General features: G+C 66.8%; 21 protein-coding genes and 1 tRNA gene. 13 read left to right on the top strand and 9 right to left on the bottom strand.

Features of this window, described 5'->3' with window-relative positions; translation table 11 throughout:
• Positions 1-58: 58 nt before the first annotated feature.
• Positions 59-134, bottom strand: a tRNA-Lys gene (locus ACT53K_RS11815).
• A gap of 12 nt (positions 135-146) precedes the next feature.
• A complete protein-coding gene (gene folK / locus ACT53K_RS11810) occupies positions 147-623 on the bottom strand; it encodes a 2-amino-4-hydroxy-6-hydroxymethyldihydropteridine diphosphokinase (RefSeq protein WP_476228849.1) in 477 nt (158 codons plus the stop codon).
• A gap of 23 nt (positions 624-646) precedes the next feature.
• On the opposite strand from folK, the gene ACT53K_RS11805 reads away from it, so the two are divergent.
• On the top strand, positions 647-1,252 hold the full coding sequence (locus tag ACT53K_RS11805) for a uracil-DNA glycosylase (protein WP_476228848.1): 606 nt from the start codon (positions 647-649) through the stop codon (positions 1,250-1,252).
• Here the strand turns inward: ACT53K_RS11805 and ACT53K_RS11800 are convergent.
• The 3 genes from ACT53K_RS11800 to ACT53K_RS11790 are packed head-to-tail and all read right to left on the bottom strand — an operon-like array spanning position 1,239 to position 5,523.
• The gene (locus ACT53K_RS11800; protein ID WP_476228847.1) at positions 1,239-2,144 is read right to left on the bottom strand and encodes a flagellin; all 906 of its coding nucleotides are present in this window, start codon (positions 2,142-2,144) and stop codon (positions 1,239-1,241) included. The genes ACT53K_RS11805 and ACT53K_RS11800 overlap by 14 nt on opposite strands.
• Before the next feature lie 12 nt (positions 2,145-2,156).
• Positions 2,157-4,256, bottom strand: a complete 2,100-nt coding sequence (locus tag ACT53K_RS11795) for a FlgK family flagellar hook-associated protein (RefSeq protein WP_476228846.1) — start codon at positions 4,254-4,256, stop codon at positions 2,157-2,159.
• A gap of 25 nt (positions 4,257-4,281) precedes the next feature.
• Entirely contained in the window at positions 4,282-5,523 is a 1,242-nt protein-coding gene (locus ACT53K_RS11790; protein ID WP_476229051.1) for a flagellar hook protein FlgE, read from the bottom strand.
• Positions 5,524-5,788: 265 nt separating this feature from the next.
• Between ACT53K_RS11790 and ACT53K_RS11785 the strand changes: the two genes are divergently transcribed.
• The 11 genes from ACT53K_RS11785 to ACT53K_RS11735 all read left to right on the top strand — a co-directional run bounded on the left by ACT53K_RS11785 (position 5,789) and on the right by ACT53K_RS11735 (position 15,693).
• Positions 5,789-6,184 carry a flagellar biosynthesis repressor FlbT gene (locus tag ACT53K_RS11785; protein ID WP_476228845.1) on the top strand — a complete coding sequence of 132 codons (396 nt, stop codon included), beginning with the start codon at positions 5,789-5,791 and terminating at the stop codon, positions 6,182-6,184.
• 13 nt (positions 6,185-6,197) lie between these two features.
• Complete coding sequence (gene fliI / locus ACT53K_RS11780) at positions 6,198-7,556, top strand: flagellar protein export ATPase FliI (RefSeq protein ID WP_476228844.1); 1,359 nt, start codon at positions 6,198-6,200, stop codon at positions 7,554-7,556.
• Positions 7,553-7,981 carry a hypothetical protein gene (locus ACT53K_RS11775; protein WP_476228843.1) on the top strand — a complete coding sequence of 143 codons (429 nt, stop codon included), beginning with the start codon at positions 7,553-7,555 and terminating at the stop codon, positions 7,979-7,981. The genes fliI and ACT53K_RS11775 overlap by 4 nt, the downstream gene beginning before the upstream one ends.
• Complete coding sequence (locus ACT53K_RS11770; RefSeq protein WP_476228842.1) at positions 7,978-9,030, top strand: peptidoglycan-binding protein; 1,053 nt, start codon at positions 7,978-7,980, stop codon at positions 9,028-9,030. The genes ACT53K_RS11775 and ACT53K_RS11770 overlap by 4 nt, the downstream gene beginning before the upstream one ends.
• A 223-nt stretch (positions 9,031-9,253) precedes the next feature.
• Positions 9,254-10,306: a sigma factor-like helix-turn-helix DNA-binding protein gene (locus ACT53K_RS11765; RefSeq protein WP_476228841.1), complete on the top strand. Its 1,053-nt coding sequence runs from the start codon at positions 9,254-9,256 to the stop codon at positions 10,304-10,306.
• A gap of 56 nt (positions 10,307-10,362) precedes the next feature.
• Entirely contained in the window at positions 10,363-10,878 is a 516-nt protein-coding gene (locus ACT53K_RS11760; RefSeq protein ID WP_476228840.1) for a hypothetical protein, read from the top strand.
• Between the two features lie 85 nt (positions 10,879-10,963).
• On the top strand, positions 10,964-12,058 hold the full coding sequence (locus tag ACT53K_RS11755; protein ID WP_476228839.1) for a helix-turn-helix domain-containing protein: 1,095 nt from the start codon (positions 10,964-10,966) through the stop codon (positions 12,056-12,058).
• Positions 12,059-12,107: 49 nt separating this feature from the next.
• Positions 12,108-12,773 (top strand): dTMP kinase, encoded by a 666-nt coding sequence (locus ACT53K_RS11750; RefSeq protein ID WP_476228838.1) that lies wholly within the window; start codon positions 12,108-12,110, stop codon positions 12,771-12,773.
• Between the two features lie 88 nt (positions 12,774-12,861).
• Positions 12,862-13,992, top strand: coding sequence for a fumarylacetoacetate hydrolase family protein (locus ACT53K_RS11745; RefSeq protein WP_476228837.1), 1,131 nt, complete (start codon positions 12,862-12,864; stop codon positions 13,990-13,992).
• Between the two features lie 8 nt (positions 13,993-14,000).
• Positions 14,001-14,798 carry a D-xylose 1-dehydrogenase gene (gene xylB, locus ACT53K_RS11740; RefSeq protein ID WP_476228836.1) on the top strand — a complete coding sequence of 266 codons (798 nt, stop codon included), beginning with the start codon at positions 14,001-14,003 and terminating at the stop codon, positions 14,796-14,798.
• Position 14,799: 1 nt separating this feature from the next.
• Positions 14,800-15,693, top strand: a complete 894-nt coding sequence (locus ACT53K_RS11735) for an SMP-30/gluconolactonase/LRE family protein (RefSeq protein WP_476228835.1) — start codon at positions 14,800-14,802, stop codon at positions 15,691-15,693.
• Between the two features lie 285 nt (positions 15,694-15,978).
• On the opposite strand, the gene ACT53K_RS11730 is transcribed toward ACT53K_RS11735, so the two are convergent.
• From ACT53K_RS11730 to ACT53K_RS11715, 4 genes are all read right to left on the bottom strand, one after another.
• Positions 15,979-16,599: a TetR/AcrR family transcriptional regulator gene (locus ACT53K_RS11730; protein WP_476228834.1), complete on the bottom strand. Its 621-nt coding sequence runs from the start codon at positions 16,597-16,599 to the stop codon at positions 15,979-15,981.
• A gap of 236 nt (positions 16,600-16,835) precedes the next feature.
• Positions 16,836-18,614 carry an IlvD/Edd family dehydratase gene (locus ACT53K_RS11725; RefSeq protein WP_476229050.1) on the bottom strand — a complete coding sequence of 593 codons (1,779 nt, stop codon included), beginning with the start codon at positions 18,612-18,614 and terminating at the stop codon, positions 16,836-16,838.
• A 146-nt stretch (positions 18,615-18,760) separates the two neighbouring features.
• Entirely contained in the window at positions 18,761-20,167 is a 1,407-nt protein-coding gene (locus tag ACT53K_RS11720) for a sugar porter family MFS transporter (RefSeq protein WP_476228833.1), read from the bottom strand.
• 135 nt (positions 20,168-20,302) lie between these two features.
• Positions 20,303-21,349, bottom strand: coding sequence for a LacI family DNA-binding transcriptional regulator (locus ACT53K_RS11715; protein ID WP_476228832.1), 1,047 nt, complete (start codon positions 21,347-21,349; stop codon positions 20,303-20,305).
• 168 nt (positions 21,350-21,517) lie between these two features.
• On the opposite strand from ACT53K_RS11715, the gene ACT53K_RS11710 reads away from it, so the two are divergent.
• Positions 21,518-23,920: a glycoside hydrolase family 3 N-terminal domain-containing protein gene (locus tag ACT53K_RS11710; protein WP_476228831.1), complete on the top strand. Its 2,403-nt coding sequence runs from the start codon at positions 21,518-21,520 to the stop codon at positions 23,918-23,920.
• Positions 23,921-24,061 lie beyond the last annotated feature (141 nt).

The raw sequence follows: 24,061 nt of genomic DNA, 5'->3' as shown, positions 1-24,061 counted from the left end.
TCAATTCTGAATGCAGCGGGACGCCCTCGGGACCAGATGACGATGCGGTGTGAGAGTGTGGTGGGTCCGCCGGGATTCGAACCCGGGACCTCTCGATTAAAAGTCGCTTGCTCTACCGACTGAGCTACGGACCCACGCCGCGCCACCTAGGGAAGTGGGCGGGCGCGGTCAACTGCGTGCAACAACTGGGCGATCCGCCGGCCGCTCACAGGGTCGCGCCAGTCGGGCGCCACCGCCGCCAGCGGTGCCAGCACGAAACGGCGCTCGCGGAAGCGCGTATGCGGCACGGTCAGGCCCGGGCTGCTCCAGCAGCCGCCCGACCACAGGATGATGTCGAGATCGATCACGCGCGCGCTCCAGGGCTGGCCGCGGCGGCGGCCAAAGCTGCGCTCGATGGCCTTGAGCCGGCGGAGCAGCACATCGGGCGTCTCGTCGCTCGCCACCAGCGCTACTGCATTGGCAAACCGTCGGCGCGAAGGGCCGATGGGGGCGGTGCGGAGAATCGGCGAACAGGCGATGACCCCGCCGATATGGGCGAGCGCGGCGGCGAGTTCACGCTCAGGCGCGCCGTGGCGACCGCGACGATTCGAACCCAGGGCGATTGCATAGCTTGAACTGGCCACATCGCGGGGCCTATCGCGGCACCATGTCTGCGCCAAGCCCCCTGCCCGATCGCGATTGCCCGCTCTGCCCCCGTCTGGTGGCGCTGCGTACGGCATTGCGGGAGGAGCAGCCCGAATGGTGGAACGCACCGGTGCCGTCGCTCGGCGATGCCGATGCGCCGATCGCGATTGTCGGGCTCGCACCGGGGCGCACCGGCGCCAACCGCACCGGCCGCACCTTTACCGGCGATGGATCAGGCGATCTGTTGTTTCAGGTGCTGACGGAACTGGGACTGGCCGAAGCCGGTGAGCCGCGTGGCGTGCTGATTCTGAATGCGGTGCGGTGCCTGCCGCCGGAAAACCGGCCTGCACCGGCCGAAATCCATGCCTGCCGCCCCTTTCTGCAGGCGGAACTGCGTGCGCCCGTGGTGGTGGCGCTGGGCGAAATCGCGCACCAGTCGGCGGTGAAGGCGATGGGCGGCAAGCTGCCCAAGCTGCGCTTCGCCCACGGCGCGGAGCACCGCCTGCCCAAGGGGCAGTGGCTGATCGATAGCTATCACTGCTCGCGCTACAACCAGAATACCGGCCGTATCACCGCCGCGATGCTGCGCGCCGTGATCGAGCGGGCCGTCGCGCTTAGAGATATTTGACGAGGCTGAGGCTGGAGAGCTGCGAGAAGACCGAATAGCTCGCCTCCAGCACGGTCTTTTGCTGGGCAAGATCGACCGCGACCTGCCCCAGATCGGCATCCTCGTTATTCTGGATCACGCCCTGAAGCAGGATCGCGCGATCCTCGCCCCGACTGGATAGATCGTCGACCTGGTTCTGCTTGCGACCGTTGTCGGCGTTGACGGCACGCAGGCTGCCCAGCCCGGTGTCGATCTGGCTAACGGCCTGCTGCAGCGATGCCTTTTGCGCATCGGTAAGGCTCGCGCCGATGCTGCCGGCTTGGGCGAGCGTCTGGAACGCCTGATAAAGCCCCTGGCCGATCGAACTGGCGTTGACGCCATAGGTAACATCCACCCCATCCGACACGCGCGCGCTGGCAAGTACATTGTCGTCGTGGAAAGCGGCGCTGGCTGGGACGGTGGCGGCATCGGCCAGCGTCGCGACCGAGAAGGGCGACTGGTTGGTCTGCGATCCGCCGAACAGCGGCGTGCCGCCCTCGGTGGCGTTGAGCGAGGCGCGCATCTGCTGGAACGAGCTTTCCACGGCTTCCTGCAGGCCCGCCGACTGGCCGGTGCCGATCGCGGTCATGATCTGCTGCCGCAGATCCTCCACCGAGGTCTGGATGCCCTGAATATGGCCCTGATACAGCGACATGGTGGTGCTGACGCGCTTGGCCACGGTCGACTGCGCCTGTTGCTGCGCCAGCAGGCTGTGCGCCGAAAGGTTGCGCACCGTTTCTGTGCCCAGCGAGGCGAAATCGGCAGCCTTCTTGCCGGTGGACAGCCGCGTCTGGCTGACGGCGAGCTTCTCCTGCGCGGTCTGGATGGCATCGGCCATAGTGCGCTGAAGCGGAATCGTGGCGACGCGAGACATGATGCTGTTCCCTTACCGAACCATCTGGATGAGCGTGTCGTACATCTGGCTGGCGGTGCTCATCACCCGCGCCGCTGCCGAATAGCTGTTCTGCAGCACCACCATCTGCGACAGCTCCTCGTCGATATTGACGCCCGAATAACTGTCGCGGCGGTTCACCGCATCGGCCTTGCGGGCATTGGCGTCGTCGAGGCTGCTCTTGGCCTGACTGGCCTGAAGGCCCGCGCTACCCAGCAATTTGGAGGAAAATCGCCCGACCGAGACGACGCCGTCCTTGCCCAGATCAAGCGTGCCCGCCAGCTTGTCGACAAAGGCGGTGGCGCCGCGCGTATCGCCCGCACCCAGCGCCTTGGTATTGACCGCCGCGCTGGTGTTGAGCTGCGCCAGCGGCAGCCTGGTGGGATCGGCGATGATGTCTGTGCGAACCGTCGCACTGGCGAGGCCGCTGTTGAGGCCGCTCAGCCCCATCAGCGCGCTGAAGCTACGCCCGCTGCCATAGCGATCGGTTGAATCCGAAGGAACGGACAGCACCGCCCCGGACACCGACGTGGCAGGATCGAACCGCATCCGCCCGCGATTGTCGAGCGAGAAGGTGCCGAAATTGCCGAGCGGGCTGCCCTGTAGCTGGGTTACCAGATCGCCCATCGTGCCGCCGCTCGTCGGCTGCAGCGTATAGCTGGTCAGCGCCAGGCCCGAGGCGTCGCGCAGCACGATCTGCGCCGACTGGCCGGTGGTGAAGCCATGCTTGTCGCTGGAGACGAAGCCGCTCGGCACCAGCGTGCTGCTGTCGCTGCGGACCAGATCGTTGAGCCCGAAATATTGCGCCACGCCTACCCCGGCGCGGCTGCTGGCATCGCCCGGCGTCTGCGCCACGGCTACGCCATTGCCGCTGGCGGCAGCGCTGATGCTGAGCACGCCGTTGGTGAAGCTGGCCGTGCCCGCTCCGCCCAGCCCGCTGTTGATTGCGCTCACCATGTCGTTGACGGTCGCGGCAGGGCCGAGCGCGTCGAAATCGACATTGGTGCTGGCGACCAGCGTGCCGTCCGCCTTGGTGACGGCAAAGGTCGCGGCCCCGGTGAAGCCCAGCCGGTCCGTCCCCACCAGTCCCGATTGGCGCCCGGTCAGCGTCTGCGGCGGCGGAACCGTGGTGCCGGCATTGGAAACCGAATTCAGCGCCTCCGAAAGGCCGCTGAACAGCACGCCCATCTGTTCGGAAAAGGCGGGCAGCGAGCGATCGCGCAAGTCGAGCAGGCCGCCCAGCTTGCCGCCGACCGCCGAGGAATCGATCTTCTCGCCGGTCGCAGCCCCCACCGACCCGTCGCTATTGGCGAACCGAATGCTGATGTCCGGATAGCTGAGCTGCGACGTGCCGGTGTTGTTGTTGGGATAATCGAGCTGGCGCAACCGGTTGTCGAGCAGCATCGCGCCCGAGGCGGTTTCGATCGTCACGCGCCCGTCCGCCTGGTCGCGCACGTTGACGGACATGAGGCCGCTCAGCTCCTCGATCGCGTTCATGCGCTGGTCGGCGGCACCGCCTGCGCTGCGGCCCAGCCCCTTGGCCTGCGCCATGGTACCGTTCAGATTGTTGATCTGCTGGAGCAGCGTGTTGATCCGGTCGATCGAATAGCCGACTTCGGATTCGACATCGGCGCGCAGGCCATCGACGTCGCGCGTCGTCTGCTGCATCGACGACAACGCATCCTGCACATTGGCAGTGAACACCGCGACCGTCTGTGCAGATTGTTGCGATCCGGTCATCGCCACGGCCGACGCGCTGATTGCGTCCAGCCGCGCCGGCAGGCCCGAGGATGCGCCCGGCTGGCCGAGCAGCGCCTGCAAGCGGTCCAGATAGCTGGAATTGACATCGGCACGGCCGTAATCGCCGGCGCGGCGATAGACGGTCGCTTCCAGGAAGCGGTCTGCAACCCGCTCCGGCTCGCCCACGGTCACGCCGCTGATCTGGCCCGACACCACCGAGGTGGCAACCGGCACCCGCTCGCGCGCGTAGCCGGTGACCCCGACATTGGCGATGTTGTTGGACACGGCACGGAGTCCGGCCTGGGCTGCTGCCAGGCCGGAAGCCGCGCTTCCCAATATGTCGCTCAGCGCCATTGCGGTGGTCCCCCGGCGTCAGTCGTCAGCGCTTCAGATCGCTGACTTCGCGCAGCATGTCGTCCACCGTCGTGATGATCTTGGACGATGCGCTATAGGCGCGCTGGAAGCGGATCATGTTGGTGAACTCGCCCGCCAGGTCGACGGTCGAGGCCTCCAGGGTGTTCGACGAGAGCGAGCCCGCCCCGAGCTGGCCCGGCGCGTTCATCGTCATCGAACCCGACTGGCGATTCGCCGAATAGGCATTGCCCGACGCACGGGTCAGCCCGTTCGGATTGGGGAAGGTCGCAATCGGAAGCTGGAACACCTTGCGGGTCGAACCGTCGTCGAAGATCGCGCTGACCTCGCCTTGCTTCGACACTTCCACCGACGCGATGTTGCCAAGGATGCCGCCGTCCGAACCACCCGAAATCAGCGAGGAAGGCTGGCCGAACGCGGTCAGGCCGTTGATGCCGCCATCGTCGCCCAGGTTCATCGTGATCGGCACCGAAGTGGCGCCGTTGGTGTAGCTGATGCTCAGCGGGCTGAACAATGCAGCGGTCGAGCCGGCCTTGTTCAGGCTGCCGTCGCCGTTGAACAGCACGGTGCCGCTGCTGACGACACCGCCGGTGGCGGTAACGTCGCTGGCCGGAGACACATAGTTCTCGACCTTCCAGCTGTTCGCCCCGGTCTTCAGGAACGCCATGTTGAGCTGGTGGCTGCCACCCTGCGAGTCATAGACGGTGAACGAGCGCGAGAAGGTCGGCGTGACTGCGCCCGACGCCATGCTCCCGGCCGTGTAGGTGCCGGTAAAGGTCGTCGCATCCGACTGCAGGTTGATGCGCGCCGAAATCTTGGTGGTCGGCGCGGCCGTGCCAACCAGATCGCTCAGCCGCACCGGCTGCAGCGCGGAAAGGCTGCCGGTGTTTGTATAGTTGCCGGTCGCATCCAGGTGCCAGCCATAGAGATACAGGCCGGACGAATTGCGCATATAGCCTTCCTCGTCCGGCTTAAACGAGCCGGCGCGGGTATAGGCGACGGGGTCGGAGGCGGTAAGGCCGGTGCGGGTAATGAAGAAGCCCTGCCCGTCGATGGCGAGGTCGGTGCTGCTGCCCGATGCCTGGAGCAGGCCCTGCTTCGACACGCCGGAAACCGGCGTCGCGGCAACGCCGCCGGCCGAATAGTCGCTCGTCGCGCGCCCGTCGGTCACAAGCGTGCGGAACTGGGCTTCGACACCCTTGTACGCGACCGTGTTGATATTGGTGATGTTGTCGGCGACCGTGGCCATGGCGCTGGACTGGGCGCTTAGCCCGGAAACGCCTGCATAGAGAGCGGAATAGAGGCCCAAAGCTTACACTCCTAGGAATGCCCGCGGACAGAACGCAGGCCACGCCTTCATTGTAGGATCGCCATGCGGCCGACCCAAAAGCGGGTGTTGAATTTCCTAACGAAATATATGGGGCGGCAAAATTTGCCGGGTGATCGCGTGCTGCCCGGCAAATTACTCCTATAATATCGGAAAGCTCCTTCTGCTTCTGTGAAAGGCACGTCTCATGCTCCGCATCACGCTTCGCGACGGCGAAAAGGCGATCGTCAACGGCGCGGTGCTGCGCGCTGTCGGCCGCACCCAGATCACCGTGGAAAACAAGGTAGCCATCCTGCGCGGCCGCGAGGTCATGCGCCCGGAAGAGGCGACCACGCCCGCCCGCCAGCTCTATTTCGCGGCGATGCTCGCCTATATCGACCCCGCCGGCCGCGAGGGCCATCATGAGGCCGTGGTCCAGTTGCTGGGCGCCGTGCTCGCCGGATCGACCGCGCAGCAGACGCGCGAAATCTGCATCCGCTTCGCCCACGACATCGCCCAGAGCGATTATTACAAGGCGCTTGCCGCCGCGCGCGAGCTGATCGCGATCGAAGGCGAAGCCCAGCCCGAGCACCAGGCCGCCTGAGGAAGGAAAGGCGATGCAAACGCTCGCCAGCGCCGCACGCGCGATCCGCGACATGGTCCCCGACCGCCGCTTCGGCCGCGTCGTCGCCGTGCGCGGCGCGCTGATCGAAGTCGAGGGCCTGAGCGGCGTCGCCCAGATCGGCAGCCGCGTCATCATTCAGTCGCCGACCGGCCAGGTCGAAGCCGAAGTCACGGCGCTGGATCGCGGCGTGTCGCTTTGCCTGCCGTTCGTCGATCCGCAGGGCGTCGGCCTTGGCGCGCGGGCGGAACTGGTCGCCGGCCAGTTCAGCGTGCGCCCCTCCGCCGCCTGGCTGGGCCGGATGATCGACGGCCTCGGCCGCCCGGTCGACGGGCTCGGCCCGCTGGCGCGCGGCGCGGATCCGCAGCCCATCAAGGCCCCGCCCCCAGCAGCAGCCGGCCGCGCCCGCGTGGCCGAGCGCATTGAAACCGGCGTGCGTACGCTCGACTTGTTCGTGCCGCTGTGCCGTGGCCAGCGACTGGGCCTGTTCGCCGGTTCGGGCGTCGGCAAATCGGTGCTGCTGTCGATGCTCGCCCGCTGGACGCAGTGCGACGTGGCGGTGATCGGGCTGATCGGCGAACGCGGCCGCGAAGTGCAGGAATTTATCGAGGACGATCTGGGCAAGGAGGGCATGGCGCGCTCGGTGGTGGTCGTCGCCACTTCGGACGAGCCGGCACTGATGCGCCGCCAGGCCGCCTGGACGACGCTCGCAGTGGCCGAACATTTCCGCGATCAGGGCATGAACGTGCTGTGCCTGATGGATTCGGTCACCCGCTTCGCGATGGCGCAGCGCGAGATCGGCCTTGCCTCGGGCGAGCCGCCGGCTACCAAGGGCTATACCCCGACGGTCTTTGCCGAGCTGCCCCGGCTGCTCGAACGCGCCGGCCCCGGCGCGCCGGGCGCGGGCATGATCACCGGGCTGTTCACGGTGCTGGTCGATGGCGACGACCATAACGAGCCGGTCGCCGACGCAGTGCGCGGCATTCTCGACGGCCATGTCGTGATGCGCCGCGCGATTGCCGAACGCGGCCGCTATCCGGCGATCGACATCCTCAAATCGGTGTCGCGTACCCTGCCCCACTGCCAGTCGGACGAAGAGAATGCGACCCGGCTCGCCGCCCGCAAGCTGCTGTCCACCTTCGCCGATATGGAGGAAATGGTGCGGCTGGGCGCCTATAAGGCCGGCTCCTCGCCCGAAGTGGACCGCGCCGTGGCGCTGGCGCCGCAGATCGAGGCGCTGCTCAACCAGGGCAAGAACGATCAGGGCCATGTCGATGCCGCCTTCGCGGCGCTCGCCGCGATCCTTGCCGGCGATGAAGGCAGCGCCGCCGATATGACCAGGGCCGCGGCATGACTCCTTATGATACCGCCCTGCGCGTGCAGCGGCGCGAAGTCGATGCCGTCAAGGTATCGATCAGCGTCGAAGTGGAACGTATCGCGACGCTGGAAGCCGTTACGGCGGCGCACGAGGCCCGGCTGCGCGACGAGCGCGCGCTCGCGCCTACCGTGCCGATTGCGGCTGACGCCTGGGTCGCACGCATGAAGGACGAACGCCGCCGGCTCGACGAGGCTGCCGCCCAGGCACAGGCCCGGCTGAACCAGCTGCGCGCCCGCGCGGTCGAGGCCTATGGCACGATGCGCGCCATCGAAGGCGCCGCCGAACGCTATCAGGACGAAGCCGATCGCGTGGTCGAGGCCGCCGAACAGGCCGCGATCGATGACATTGCCGCCGCGCGCTTCCTCGCGCTGCGGGCACGCGCCCGACGGAGGCTGGCATGATCGGCCGGACCGAAATGGCGCAACTGACGCCGGCGCAGCGCGCACAGGTAATCTACGCCCAGGCGCAGTCGCAGCTGTCCAACCGGCTGTGGCGTGCCGCGCTGGGCGAAGGCGAGCATGACGATAACAAGAATGCCTCACCGCTGAACAGCGCCGGCATGTCGATGGATTCGCTGCTCGAGCTGATGGGCAATCAGGCGCCGGCCGCGGCGGCCGCTGGCTGCACCTGCCATTGCGCCTGCAACTGTCATGCGGCGAGCGCATCCAATGGCGGAGCGGCGCTGCCCTCCGCCACCGGCGGTCTTTCGGAACAGGGCGGGTTCGGCGCGGCGCGGCCGTCGGCGGACCCCCAGCAGTCGCTGCCTTCCGCGCGCGACCAGGGAGGGGCGCCATCCGGCGGCGGCGCGCTCGCGCTCGGCAATAACGGGCGCTACGGCCAGTTGCTCGCCGCCGCCGAAGCGCGGTCCGGCGTGCCGGCACCCGCGCTTGCCGCCATCGTAGATGCCGAAGCCGCCAAGACGCATGACGGCAGCTGGAATCCCCTGTCCCGCAATCCACGATCGAGCGCCGCGGGGCTGGGCCAGTTCCTCAGCAGCACCTGGCAGGATCTCGCCCGTACGCCGGGCACCTGGCTGAACGGCGTCGCGCGCCAGCATGGCTGGGTGGATGCCAAGGGCGCCATCGACCCCGCCCATCGCGGCGAATTGCTGGCGATGCGATATGATCCAGAAGCCTCGATCCTTTCGGTCGGCGACATGGCCAAGAACAATCTGGCGCGGCTGCAGCAATCGGGCCTGAACGTGCATGCCGATTCCGAAACGCTCGCCAAGGCGGCCTATCTCAGCCACCATCTCGGCGTGGGGGATGCCCGCAAGTTCCTGGCCGGCGCCATCGATGCCGGCCGTGCCCGCACCCTGCTGGCCGCGCAGATCGGCAGTTCGGCTGCCGAAGCCCGTATTGCCAGCGCGGGCGATCCAGTCCGCGCGCACCGGCAATGGCTGCTCAGCTTCATCGAACGCCGCATCCAGCCGGAAAAATTTTCCTCCTAAAAATTTTCCTGAATTTATTTTCGCGGTCTCGACATCACGCCTAATGCCGCATTAACCATATAATTTCATGTGCTTAGGGCTAGCACGCTAGTGGATTATACCTATAATTCCCGGGTTTAACCTATAGGATCAATTAGCACTCCTTTAAGATATTCCGGCCAAATCTTCCCTTGTCGACGGCGCCAAAACAGCGGGCGCCAGGACGCACCAGGGGAAGTTGAACATGTCGAAAATCACGATCGCTCTCGAGGCTGCAGTCGCAACCGTCATCGAGAATACGCCGAAGGACGCCAAGCAGACCGCCCGCCAGCGCGCAGAAGTCGATCGCGCCTTCGCCCGGATCCTGAAGCTCATTGCCCCCCGCATCCGCCACTTCATCCGCCAATATGGCCTGACCAGCCACTGGGACGATGCCGAACAGTGCTGCGCGATCGCCGTCCACCGCGCCATCCAGGCCTATGAGCCGGAAAAGGCCCAGTTCACCACCTTCGTCAACTGGCAGATCCGCGGCGAGCTGCAGAGCCTGCGCTTCCGCCTGATGACCGACCAGCGCCCCTCGGCCAAGAAGGTCGAAGCGACCACCGTTTCTCTCAGCGCTCTCACCACCTCGTCGGATGGCGACGAACTCTCGCCCGAGGCGCTGATCGAGGATGAAGACGCGCTGGCCCGCACCGAAAGCGCCGCTTCGGACTATCTTGCCGATGGCGCGATCCAGTCGCTGATCGAAGCCTATGTCGATCACCTCCGCAAGGTGGGTATCGAGCAGCTCCGTCGCCGCCCGCGTCCGAAGCGGGAAGAAGCAGCGCTGCGCCGCGAAGGGCCGCGCCTGCGCACCGCAACCCATGGCATCGACCCGGCCGAGCTGGAAAAGCTGGAAGCCAAGCTGGAGCGCGACCGCGAAATCGTTGCCCGCCGCGTGTTCCAGACCGCCACGCTCGACGACCTTTCGCTCGAAACCGGCGTGACCAAGGAGCGCGTCCGCCAGATCACCAAGCGCGCCGCCAAGGCCATTGCCGAAATCGCCGCCGCCGATCCGCGCTTCGCCGTGATGTCGGAATATGGCAAGGCCGCCGTCGCCAAGCGTCGCCCGGCACCTGCCAGCCGTCCGGCCACGCCGATCATCCCGGACGCCAGCCAGCCGCACAACCGCCTTGCCAGCGTCCGCGCCATCGATCCGGCGAGCATCGAAGTCGGCGTTGCCAAGCCGAACGTCGAAACGGTCGAGGCGGTGCTCCTGCCTACCCCCGCCGCTCCGAGCAGCGCCGCCCTGCACTGATCCGTCGGGAGCAGAATGCTCCTATAATGAACTGATCCTTCGCAGCGGAGCGCCCCATGAGCAGCGATTCCATTATGGTTGTACCCGCCGGCCAGCCGCCCGCGCTGCCGCGCCCGAACCGCAAACTGACCGAACTGGCGCAAGAAATGGCGCGCTGCGCCGTGCCGCTGCTGCCGGTGGGCGCACAGCTGATCCTGGGCGTCGAGCAACATCTGAACGGCCGCCTGCGCATGCAATGGTGGCGGGGCGATGATTTTCGCCTGGTCGCCGAAATCGACGCGGCGCCGGAAGGCTTCTGTCCGGAAGACAGCGACGAAGGCGCGATGCAGGACGCCGCCGCCGCGCTGCTGACCTATCTTGCCGGCCGTTGGCCCTCCACGCCCCGCCGCCTGGGCGTGATTACCGACGGGACTGGCGTGGCCTTCTCCCCCGAGCATCCCGCCACCGCCGAAAATGGCTGGCTGATCCAGCATGCCGCGGGCAGCAGCCGCCTGACGACCATTGTGCCGCTCAACCCCGAGGGCCCGTGCGCACTGTGGTCATGTCCGGATCGGATGCATTCTTTCCATTAAAATGGCCGCGTTTACCTTGTATTATCCAAAATATACTTCAAACTAGTCCCGAACCGCGCTCCTATGCGCGAAACGGGACGGATGAATGCAGGGTATGGGGCAGGAACTGCGACACCGCGCTGGGGGCGGCGAGGTGCGGATCGATCTCAACCGAGCGGTCGTTTTTCCGAATCGGCTGCGCGAACAGCGGCGACAGCGGGGCTATCCAAAGCTGTTGCGGCTCGCTTCTGCGATCCCGGAAATTCCCTATATCCGCCTGTCGAAGATCGAGCGGGGCGAGGTCTTCGCCCGTACCGACGAACTACGCCGCATTGCGAAGGCGCTGGGCATTGCGCCGGTCGACCTGCTGCTCGATTGCGAAGCCGGGTTCGATCTCGACCAATGGGCCCAGCCCTTCCGTGACACCACGGCGCCGGACCTGCCGGAAGAGCGATTTGCAGTGCTGCTGGCCGCAGCGGTGCGCGCGCGCCGCGCCGGGGATTCGACGCTGACCATCGCTGTCATCGAACGCGAGTACGGCCTGCCGCCGGTCAACCTCTCGCGCGTCGAAAATGCACAGAAGACCTTTCCGCGCTGGAATGCCACCACCCAGGCCGCCTTGTTCGCGCTGTTCGGCGTCGCCGACGAAGTCGAATTGCGCGCACTGATCGAGCTGCGCTTTGCGGCCGGCGAGCTGGACAGCTTTCTCGCCATCGTCACCGACATCGAAGGCCGCATGGCGCGCACCCGGGCCCGCATCGCCGAACTCGCGGCAGAGCTGGGTCAGGCGCCCGGTGCGCCGTTGCCTGTCGCGAGACCGGCGGCGGCGACCTCGACGGGGCGGCTGGTGCCCGTTCAGGGCGCGCCGCTGCGCCACGGGCTGATTGCCGACACCCCAACGGGCGAGCACGTCGAAGCGCCGGGCATCGCCGGTCCGCGCGCCTTCGGCCTGAAGGTCGGGCGCGCGACGCTGGGGGCGGGCCTGCCGGGCACCGCCACCGTGATCGTCGATCCGGACCGTCAGCCGCTGCCCGGCGGCATCGCCGCACTGCGCGAGGAAGAAGGCTGGCGCCTGCTGTCGGTCGGCGCCGACCGCTCGGGCCGCACGATCGGCTATAGCGTCAATCCCGAACTGGAAATCGCCCTCGACGATTGCGATCCGACAGCGCTGGCAGCCGTGGTGGCGGCGCTGTTCGTCTGAACGATTCCAGCCCGCGTGACTCCGCCACCCATCCTGCTAAGGCGGCGTCATGGGTGATCTGATCGCGATCGAGGGCGCCGATGGCGTCGGCAAGAATACGGCGGCGCGCGGACTGTGCGATGCGCTGAACGCGGCCGGGCGCAGCGCCACCATCATCGGCTTCCCGCGCTATGGGGAAACTGTGGCGGCCGTCACCATCGGCGAGATGCTGGCGGGCAAGCTCGCCGTGCCCGTATCGCCGCGCGCGGCCGCGGTGCTCTATGCGCTCGACCGGCTCGAATGGCGGGAGACGCTGCTGGACGCGCTGGCCTCGCATCAGGTGGTGATCCTCGATCGCTATGTCGCCTCGAACATGGCCTATCAGGGCGCCAAGCTGGGCGGCGACGAAGGCCGCGCGTTGATGGACTGGATCCTCGCGCTGGAAATCGGGCAGTTCGCCCTGCCCCGCCCGCGCCTGTCCTTCTACCTCGACACGCCCTGGGATCTGGCCCGCGAACTGATCCTGCAAAAGGCCCAGCGCAGCTATACCGATCGCAGCTTCGACGAATATGAAGCCGACATCGCGCTGCAGCAGCGCGTGCGCGGCAATTATGAAGCGATCGTCGCGGCCGATCTGCTCGGCCCATGGCAGATCGTCCACGCCAGCGAAGGCGGCGCGATGCGCCCGCGCGAGGCCATTGTGGAGGAAATGCGCTCGCATATCGACAAGGTTTAGCCCGCTCGCCGCGCGGCGCTTGACAGCCCCGTTGGCCAGCCGCATTGGTAGCGCTATCACAATCATAAACTGGACAAGGCGAGAGGTCTTGGAAGCACGTACAGATTTACTGCCTGCAGATCATGCGCAGGCGATTCTGGTCGGCCGCGTGGAAACGCCCGCAGGCCCCAGCCCCGTGCTGGTCCGCGGTGGCCAGTTGATCGACGTATCGGCCAGTGCGCCGACTGTCGCCGACCTGCTGGAGCGCGACGACATCGCGACGCTCGACGGCCCGGTGCTGTGCAGCGTCGATGCGTTGGGCACCGAGACTGCGCCGCAGTTGCTCGCCCCCATCGACCTGCAATGCGTCAAGGCGTGCGGCGTCACCTTCGCCGTGTCGGCGCTGGAGCGCGTGATCGAGGAGCGCGCGCGCGGCGATTCGACCAAGGCCGCCGAAATCCGCAGCGATCTGGAAGCGAAGGTCGGCGCAGGCATCCGCTCGGTCGTGCCGGGCACCGCCGAGGCCGCCAGCCTGAAGGCGGCGCTGATCGACGCCGGCATGTGGTCGCAATATCTCGAAGTCGCGATCGGCCCCGATGCCGAGGTGTTCACCAAGGCGCCGGTGCTTTCCTCGGTCGGCTGGGGTACCGAAATCGGCATCCGTTCGGACAGCGACTGGAACAATCCCGAGCCCGAAATCGTGCTGGTGGTCGATCGCAACGGCACCATCCGCGGCGCAACGCTGGGCAACGACGTCAATCTGCGCGACTTTGAGGGGCGCAGCGCGCTACTGCTCGGCAAGGCGAAGGACAACAACGCCTCCACCGCGATCGGCCCGTTCATCCGGCTGTTCGACGACCATTTCACCATGGACGATGTGCGCGGCGCGGTGGTCGATCTCACCATCGACGGGCCGGAAGGCTATCGCCTGTCGGGCACCAACAAGATGAGCGAGATCAGCCGCGACCCGACCGAGCTGGTCCGCCAGGCGCTGAGCGAGCACCAATATCCCGATGGCTTCGCGCTGTTCCTCGGCACGCTGTTCGCGCCGGTGCAGGATCGCGACCATCCCGGCCGCGGCTTCACCCACAAGGTCGGCGATGTCGTCCGCATCTCTACGCCGAAGCTCGGCGCGCTCGTCAATCGCGTCACCACGTCCAAGGCCGCCGCGCCCTGGGCGTTCGGCATCCGCGATCTGATGCGCAACCTGGCCGCGCGCGGCCTTCTCTCGAACGCATAAGGGTCTTCATGTCGCAAGCCGATCCTCAGCACGCTCCGCTCGCGCGCGAGCTGCGTGCGGTCTATCCCAGCCTGAAGGGCAAGCGCGTTCTCATCACCGGCGGCGGCTCGGGGATTGGCGCCGGGCTGGTCGAAGGGTTCGTCCACCAGGGCGCCGACGTGACCTTTTTCGACATTGCCGAAGAAGATTCGCATGCGCTGGTCGCCAGCCTGGCGGGAGCGCCGATCGCGCCGCGCTTTCACAAGGTGGACCTGACCGACATCGCCGCCGCCCAGGCGCAGGTGCAGGCACTGATCGACGCCGAAGGCAGCTTCGACGTGCTGGTCAATAATGCCGCCAATGACGACCGCCACACGATCGAGCAGGTGACGCCCGACTATTGGGACAACCGCATGAACGTGAACCTGCGCCACCTGTTCTTCATGGCGCAGGCGGTGATCCCCGGCATGAAGGCCAGGGGCGCGGGCGTGATCATCAATCTCGGCTCGATCTCGTGGCACCTCGCGCTGGAGGAACTGACGCTCTATCAAACTGCCAAGGCCGCGATCGAAGGGCTCACCCGCAGCTTCGCGCGCGAGCTTGGCCCCGACGGCATCCGTTCGGTCTGCATCGTGCCCGGCAATGTCCGCACGCCGCGCCAGCTGAAATGGTACACGCCCGAAGGCGAAGCCGAGATCGTCGCCGCGCAGTGCCTGAAGGGCCGGCTGGTCCCCGACGACATCGCCGCTATGGCGCTGTTCCTTGCATCGGACGATGCCCGGCTGGTAACGGGGCACGAATTTTTCGTCGATGCAGGCTGGAGATAAGATGACCGACAAGGTGGTGGTTTCGGCGCCGGAGAGCGTGTGGGGTCTTGCGGCGCCACTTCTCGAAGGCCCCGTCTGGGTGGAGCGCGACGCCGCCCTGTGGTTCGTCGACATCAAGAGCCACAAGATCCACCGCTATGACCCCGCCACCGGCGAAAAGAAGAGCTGGGACGCGCCGGCACAGGTGGGCTTCGCGCTGCCCTGCGCCAGCGGCGGCTTCATCGCCGGCCTGCAGACCGGCCTTGCCCGGTTCGATCCGGCCGATGGCAGCTTCGTAGCTTTGGTCGATCCCGAACCCGGCCTGCCCGGCAACCGGCTGAACGACGGCACCGTCGATCCCGATGGCCGGCTGTGGTTCGGCACGATGGACGATGGCGAAAGCGCCGCCACTGGCACCATCTATCGCCTCGCCGCCGACGGCACCTGCGTCGCGACCTGCCCGCAGGTGGCGATCACCAACGGCCCCGCCGTCTCGCCCGACGGTAAGACGCTTTACCATGTCGATACGCTCGGCCAGATCGTCTATGCCTGCGACATCGCCGAGGACGGCACGCTGGCGAACCGCCGCGAATTCGTGCGGCTGGGCGAAGGCGAAGGCTTTCCGGACGGCCCCTGCGTCGACAGCGAAGGCTATGTCTGGGTCAGCCTTTATGCCGGCAGCGCGGTGCGCCGCTATTCGCCGGCGGGCGAGCTGGTCGAGATCGTCGAGTTCCCGGTCGATGCGATCACCAAGATCGCGTTCGGCGGCCCCGACCTCAAAACGGTGTTCGCCACCACCGCGAACAAGCATCTCTCGGCCGAGGAAAAGGCCGCCCGCCCGTCCTCGGGCGATCTGTTCAGCTTCCGCGTTACCGTGGCAGGGCAGCCGACCGCGATGATCCGGGTCGGGGCGTAGGCCACCTCCCTCTTCCCCCCTCCCTGAAAGGGAGGGGCCGGGGGTGGGTGCGCGCGTCTGCGCGCTCCTGAGAAGCTAGTCCTCGTCCACAGTCGGCTCCCGCCGCCTAACGGCGGCGGACCCACCCCTAACCCCTCCCTTTCAGGGAGGGGAAAGCAGAGGAACGGGTAGCAACAATCCCCACCCTGCCCGCATCCCACGCACATGCGCCAAGAGCATGGATGGCGTGGAAATCCCGCAGCGTGTGTCGAATCGCAACTTCGACAACCTCGGTATCGCAATACCCTATTGATACATCGCCCGCGTCAGCCCGGCGATGCCGCCGCGTGCCCGCTCCCAGCCGGCTTCGTTGCTCAGGTCCAGCCCCAGGAACCGGCCGCTCGCGGCGCCGGACAGCACCAGCTGCTGGACTGCCGCGATCAGCAGCGCGTTGAGCATCGGCGCGTCGATCCCGGCCGGGCGTTGCAGCGTGCCGCGTTCGCGGGCGATCCAGGCACTCAGTGCCTTGCCGCGCGCGTCGGCAAAGGCGGCGGCGAGCGCAGACGGGGCCGACAATTCCCAGGCGAGTATCTTCTGCGCGAGCGGGTCGCTGCGCAGCGCATCAAGCAATGCCACCGCTACATTCCCCATCAGTTCGGCATAGCTGGCGGGCGGCGCGACATGGTCGGGGCGCGCGAGGGCGGTTTCCATCCACGCCGACACATCCTCGGCGATCGCCTGGGCGAGGCCGTCCATCCCGCCGAAATAGCGGTAGATGAGTTGCTTGTCGTACCCCGCCGCCCGGGCGATGGCGTTGACGCCCCACTCGGCGAAGCCTTTCTCCGCCAGCAGCGCCTTGGCCGCCGCGAGGATCGTCGCCCGCGTATTCGCCGCATTGCGCGGCCGCTTCGCCGAAGCCTCGTCCATCGCCTTGTCGTCTCCCCCGATGATGACGCGACGTTAACTATCACTGGGGAGTGACTCAGGGCATCTAAGGGGTGGCACGGAGGGGGACGTCTTCACCCTCACCCTCCCACTGCCTGCGGCAGCGGGCCCCTCCCTCTCCCAAAGGGAGAGGTGTTTCTCTCCCTCTCCCCTTGGGAGAGGGAAGGGGCCCATCGCGCCAGCGATGGGAAGGGTGAGGGTGACAGCCCCCTCCCCCGTCAATGATTATGCCGCGGCACCTTCAACCCCGTGCCGCGATATTTGGTCGCAAATTCCAGCACCCCGCCTTCGTGCAACTGCCCGGACTTCTCGCGGTACAGCTCCTCCCACGGCGTGTTGCTGGCCGGGATCGGCGGCGCGGGTTCGCCCTTGCGGCGGGCGATCTCGTCCTCGGCGACCAGCGCGTCGACCCGCCCCGCATTCAGGTCGATCCGGATCATGTCGCCGGTGCGCAGCCACGAAAGCCCCCCGCCCGCCGCACTTTCCGGCGAGGCGTTGAGGATCGAGGGGCTGTCCGACGTGCCCGACTGGCGTCCGTCACCCAGCGTCGGCAGGCTCTGGATGCCGCTCTGCAGCAGCGCATCGGGCGGCTGCATGTTGACCACCTCGGCCGAGCCGGGCCAGCCCAATACGCCCGCGCCGCGAATGACGAGGATGCAATTGTCATCGATGGCGAGCGCCGGGTCGTTGATCCGGTGGTGATAATCGTCCGACCCGTCGAACACGACCGCACGCACCTCGAACACGCCTTCCTGCCCCGGCGTCGAGAGATAGCGCGCGCGGAAAGCGTCGGAGATCACGCTGGTCTTCATGATCGCCATGTCGAACAGGTTGCCGGTGAGCACCAGGAACCCCGCCTTCTCCATCAGCGGCTTGTCGATCGGGAAGATCACCTCGGGATCGAGCACCCGCGCGTCCGCCACATTCTCGGCCATGGTGCGCCCGGTGCAGGTGGCGACGCTGCCGTCGACTATGCTGGCATCGACCAGCAGCTTGAGCACCGCCGGGATGCCGCCGGCGCGGTGGAAACGCTCGGACAGATATTGCCCCGCAGGCTGCATGTTGACGATCAGCGGCAGGTCATAGCCGGTCTGCCAGTCCTCGGGCGTGATGGTGATGCCGGCATGCGCGGCCATCGCATTGAGGTGCGGCTGGGCGTTGGTCGACCCGCCGATCGCGGTCAGCAGTTTGATCGCGTTGAGGAAGCTGGCCTTGCTCAGGATCTTCGACGGGCGAAGGTCTTCATAGGCCATCTCCACAATACGGCGGCCGGTCTCATAGGCGATCTGCCCGCGCTCGCGGTACGGCGCCGGGATCATCGCGCAGCCCGGCAAGCTCATGCCCAGCCCTTCAGCCAGGCTGTTCATCGTCGAGGCGGTGCCCATGGTGTTGCAATGGCCCGAGGACGGCGCGCTTTCCATCGCCCGGCGCAGGAACTCGGCCTCGTCGATCTCGCCCGCCGCCATCTTGCGGCGACTGCGCCAGATCACCGTGCCGCTGCCGACCAGCTCGCCCTCATGCCAGCCGTCCAGCATCGGGCCACCCGACAGGACAATCGCCGGAATGTCGACGGTGGAAGCCGCCATCAGCGACGAGGGCGTTGTCTTGTCGCAGCCGGTGGTCAGGATCACCGCGTCGATCGGATAGCCGTTGAGGATTTCGACCAGGCCGAGATACGCAAGGTTGCGGTCGAGCGCGGCGGTCGGGCGCCGGCAATTCTCGAAGATCGGGTGGAGCGGGAACTCCATCGGGATGCCGCCCGCCGCGAGAATGCCTTCGCGGGCGCGCTTCACCGTTTCCAGATGGATGCGGTTGCACGGCGCGATGTCGCTGCCCGACTGGGCGATGCCGATGATCGGCTTGCCCGAGGTCAGCTCCGCGGGCGTGATGCCGTAGTTCATGAACCGCTCGAGATAAAGCGCGGCCATATCGGCACGGCCGGGCGCGGCAAACCATTCGCGCGATCGGAACGGACGGACGGGCGTGCGGGTCACGATTGGAGCTCCCTAAACAAACTCCCCTCCCGCTTGCGGGAGGGGTCGGGGGAGGGGCTGGAATACTCACCTCCCGCCAGGATCGCGCCTCCCCTCCCCCAGCCCCTCCCGCAAGCGGGAGGGGAGCACAGGAGGAGGGCGAAGGGCCTTTACCCCTCCATCGCCTCCAGTTCCTTGCCCTTGGTTTCCTTGATGAACTTCAGGACGAGGAAGAAGCTGACCACCGCGCAGACGGCGTAGAAGGTGTAGCTGACGGCAAGGCCCAGCTTCGAGGCCATCACCGGGAAGCTCTGCGCGATCAGATAGTTGGCGAACCACTGGGCGAAACCGCACACCGCCAGCGCCGATCCGCGGATCTGGTTGGGGAACATCTCGCCCAGCATCACCCACATCACCGGGCCCCAGCTGACGTTGAAGAAGATGACGTAGAGGTTCGCCGCCACCACCGCGATCTTGCCCAGTTCGGGCGACAGCACCAGCTTGCCCGAGGCATCGAGCGAGCCATGGCCGAACGCATAGACCAGCACGAACAGCGTCACCGCCATGCCCGCCGAACCGATCAGCAGCAACGGCTTGCGGCCGATCTTGTCGACCAGGCCGATGGTGACGAGGCAGGCCGCGATCGAAACCGCACCCGACACGATGTTGATGAGCAGCGAGTCCGCTTCGGTGAACCCGGCGAGCTGCCACAGCGTCGAGCCGTAATAGAAGATCACGTTGATGCCGACGAGCTGCTGGAACACCGCGATCACCAGCCCCGCCCACAGGATCGGGCGGATGCCGCCGGTGCGCGGGTCGATCAGGTCGCGGAAGCTCGGGCGGTGATCGGCGGTGAAGCTGGCGCGGATTTCCTCCAGCTTGGTGCGCGCCGTCACCGGGCCGAACAGGTCGGTCAGCACCTTGGTGGCCTGCTCGGTATGGCCCTTGGCGACCAGATAGCGCGGGCTTTCCGGAATGAAGAACAAAGCGATCAGGAACACCGCCGCCGGAATCGCCTGCATCAGGTACATCCAGCGCCACGCTTCCAGCCCGCCCCAGAAGGGTTGGGTCGAGGCGCCGGCAGCCGCCGCGAGGTAATAGTTGACCACGAACGCGGCGGTCAGGCCGGAAATGATCATGATCTGCTGCACCGTCGTCATCCGGCCGCGAATGTTCGCGGGCGCGACTTCGGAGATATAGGCCGGCGACAGTACCGAGGCGGCGCCCACCGCGATACCGCCGGCGATCCGCGCGACGACGAACACGCCGTGGAGGTGCGCAAAGCCCTGCGCCAGCGCGCCGACAAGGAAGATGAAGGCCGCCAGCCGCATCACGTTGCGGCGGCCGATCGCATCGGCCAGCGTGCCGGCGAAGAAGGCGCCGATGAAGCAGCCGATCAGCAGCGAACCGACGGTGAAGCCCAGCCCCGCCTCGTCGAGCGCAAAGGCGGCCTTCAGCCCCGGCTGGGTGCCGTTTACCGCGCCGCTGTCATATCCAAAAAGCAGGCCCCCGATCGTGGCCACAGCCACGATGGCGCCGATCAGGCCGAAATTGGCCCGCTCCGCCGTCTGATTCATGTAATCCCTCTCCTCACCCCGGATGTGCGGTGTTGTTAGCGGTAACGCTGGCCTGTGCAACCGAGAAAAGCAAGCGTCTTTCCTGCCGCCATGATAGCGTTGTCGTGCCCGCCGCGCGAGAGGGGTTGGCCGGGGCTATCGGCTGCCGGGCGCAGCGGAGGATTCGCGCAGGATCAGCTGGTGCGCCAGCACCTGCTCATGCTCTTCGGGCATGGCTGCATCGCGCAGCGTATCGAGCAGCATCTTCAGCGCCGCCTCCGCCATCGCCGCGATCGGCTGGCGTACCGTGGTCAGCTCGGGCCACATCGTCGTCGCGAGCTGGGTGTCGTCGAACCCGACGACGCTCAGATCCTGCGGCACATGCAGCCCGCGCCGATGCGCCACCCCCACGGCGGCGGCGGCCATATCGTCGTTGCTCGCGAAGATGGCAGTCGGCGGCACCGGCCGATCGAGCAGCCGCTCGGTCGCGTCGATGCCCGAGCGGAAGGTGAAATAGCCCTGCTCCACCGGCATGTCGGCAAGGTTCAGCCCGGCCTCGCCGATCGCAGTCACGAAGCCGCGATAGCGTTCGGCGCTGGAGGTCTGGTTCGGGTTGCCGCGAATGAAGCCGATCGTGCGATGCCCCAGATCGATCAGATGGTGCGTCATCGCCGCCGCCGCCGCGCAATCGTCGATCCGCACGTTCAGGCTGCCTTCGGGTGCAAGCCCCATCGCGACCGACACCCAGGGAATGCCGGCCGCTTCCAGCTCGGCGCGGACCGCGGTCGACTCGGACAAGGGCGGCGGCAGGATCACGCCCTGCACATGCGTCTGCACGAAGCCGCGGGTCGCCTCGGCCTGTTCCTCGGGGCTTTCGCCTTCGCACGCCTCGAGCACGAGATGGCACCCCGCGCGCCGGGCCGCCGCCAGCGCGCCGATCAGGAATTGCGAGAGATAGGCGGCAGACGGATTCGAATAGAGCAGGCCGATCTGCGTCGCGGCCCCGGCCGCCAGGCTGCGCGCGGCGCTGTTGGGCGAGTAATTGAGCTTTTCGATCGCCGCGAGCACCGCTTCGCGCGTCGCCTCGCGGACATTGGCGCCGCCGTTGACGACGCGCGACACGGTCATTGCGGACACGCCGGCTTCGCGCGCCACATCCTGTACGGTAATCGTGCCCCGGCTACGCCGGCTCGGTCTGCGCATCGCCCCTCCCTGCTGCGGGCATAGGTTCAGGGACACAGGAATGCAATCGTTGCACCTCAATACCGTAACGGTTGACCGTGGCGCGCGGACAACCGTATAGCTGATAGCGCTACCATATCGAGAACGACGCGTGTCGCAGCGTCGCCGGGGACCCTGAAGGAGAGGAACATGCGCTCATTCCGCCGCCGCTTCGCTGCGCTTGCCATCGCGGCAACTGCGCTAAGCCCGTTGGCCGTGCCGGCATTGGCACAGACGCAGGCCAGCCGCCCTGCAAAGCCGCTCTACAAGGATGCGAGCGCACCGGTCGAAGCCCGCGTCGACGATCTGCTCGCGCGGATGACGCTGGAGGAAAAGGTCCAGCAGCTTCAGGCGCTATGGCTGAACAAGGGCCTGATCCAGGACGTGAAGGGCGAGTTCGATCCCGCCAAGGCGAGCGCCAACTTCCCCAACGGCCTCGGCATGATCTCGCGCCCCTATGACCGGCGCGGCGTCGCGGCCGGCCAGACGACCGCCGCCGGCGCCAATGCAGGCGACATCAACCGCAGCCCGGAAGAAACCGCGCGCTACATCTACGCCGCGCAGAAATGGGCGGTGGAAAAGACCCGGCTCGGCATCCCGATGCTGATGCATGAGGAGTCGCTGCACGGCCTCGTCGCCCCCGGCGCCACCAGCTTCCCGCAGTCGATCGCGCTGGCGAGCAGCTGGAATCCCGGGCTGGTCGAGAACATCTTCTCGATGGCCGCAAAGGAAGCCCGCGCGCGCGGCGCCAATCTCGTCCTCGCCCCCGTGGTCGATGTCGCCCGCGATCCGCGCTGGGGCCGGATCGAGGAAACCTATGGCGAGGATCCCTATCTCGTCACCCAGATGGGTCTCGCGGCGATCCGGGGCTTTCAGGGCACCACCCTGCCGCTGGCGCCCGACAAGGTGTTCGTCACGCTGAAGCACATGACCGGCCATGGCCAGCCGGAAAACGGCACCAATGTCGGCCCCGCCTCGCTCGGCGAACGCACGCTGCGCGAGGATTTCTTCCCGCCCTTCGAAGCGGCGGTGAAGACGCTGCCGGTCCTGTCGGTGATGGCCAGCTATAACGAGATCGACGGCATCCCCAGCCACGCCAACAAATGGCTGCTGACCGATGTGCTGCGCGGCGAATGGGGTTTCCAGGGCGCCGTGGTCAGCGATTATTTCGCGATCCGCGAGCTCATCACCCGCCACCACATGTTCAAGGATCCCAAGGACGCCGCCCAGCGCGCGATGGACGCCGGGGTCGATGTCGAAACCCCCGATGGCGAGGCCTATACCCACCTTGTCGAGCTGGTGAAGGCGGGCCGCATCAGCCAGGGCGAGATCGACAATGCCGTGCGCCGCGTACTACGCATGAAGTTCGAAGGCGGGCTGTTCGAAAATCCCTATCCCGACGTGAAGCTGGCCGCCGCGCGCACCAACACGCCCGAAGCGATCGCCCTGTCCCGTCAGGCAGCGCGGGAATCGATCGTGCTGCTGAAGAACGCGCAGGGCCTGCTGCCGCTCGACGCGAAGGGCATCAAGCGCATGGCGGTGATCGGCACCCACGCGAAGGACACGCCGATCGGCGGCTATTCGGACCTGCCCAACCATGTCGTCAGCGTGCTCGAAGCGATGCAGGCCGAGGGCAAGGGCAAGTTCGGCGTCGATTATGCCGAGGGCATCCGCATCACCACGCACCGCAACTGGTCGCAGGACGATGTCGCGCTGGTGCCCGATTCGGTGAACGACCAGCTCCGCGCACAGGCCGTGGAAACCGCGAAGAACGCCGATGTCGTCGTGCTGGTGCTCGGCGGCAACGAAGCGGTCAGCCGCGAGGCATGGGCCGACAACCATCTGGGCGACAGCGAGACGCTCGACCTGCCGGGGCCGCAGGACAGGCTGGCGAAGGAAATCTTCGCGCTCGGCAAGCCGGTGGTCGTCATCCTGCTCAACGGCCGCCCCTATTCGGTCAACACTCTGGCGGAAAAGGCGCCGGCGCTGATCGAGGGCTGGTATCTGGGCGAGCAGACCGGCAACGCGCTGGCCGATGTGCTGTTCGGCCGGTACAATCCGGGCGGCAAGCTGCCGGTGTCGATCGCCCGCAATGTCGGCCAGTTGCCAATCTACTACAACAAGAAGCCGAGCGCGCGGCGCGGCTATCTGTTCGGCGACACCAGCCCGCTCTACCCGTTCGGCTATGGCCTCAGCTACACGAGCTTCGACATCGCGGCACCGCGGCTGGGCACGCCCGTGATCGGCATTGCCGACAAGGCGACGGTCGAAGTGGACGTGACCAACACCGGCAAGGTGGCCGGCGACGAGGTCGTCCAGCTCTATGTCCATGACGACGAGGCATCGGTGACGCGCCCGGTGATCGAACTCAAGCGCTTCGAGCGCGTGACGCTGAAGCCGGGCGAGAAGAAGACCGTGCGGTTCACCCTGACCCCCGACGATCTGGCGCTGTGGAACAGCCAGATGCGCCATGTCGTCGAGCCCGGCACCTTCACCATCTCAGCCGGGCCGGACTCCGCGACGCTGAAGAGCACGACGCTGACGGTGCGATGATTTGGGCCGGGGCGGTGGCTTGGGTTACCGCCCTGCCTTGCGGTGAGGCGGGATGCGAGAGGGGATGCGGGGGTTGAGGAGGCCGCTTGTCGGGTGGGGACCAACTCAAGACATTGCACGCTCCAAGCCAAGGCGGCGGTT

This window comes from Sphingomonas sp. DMC8 (assembly GCF_056314185.1).
The sequence above is the reverse complement of the archived record's forward strand: the minus strand, read 5'-3'. Positions and strand labels throughout refer to the sequence as shown.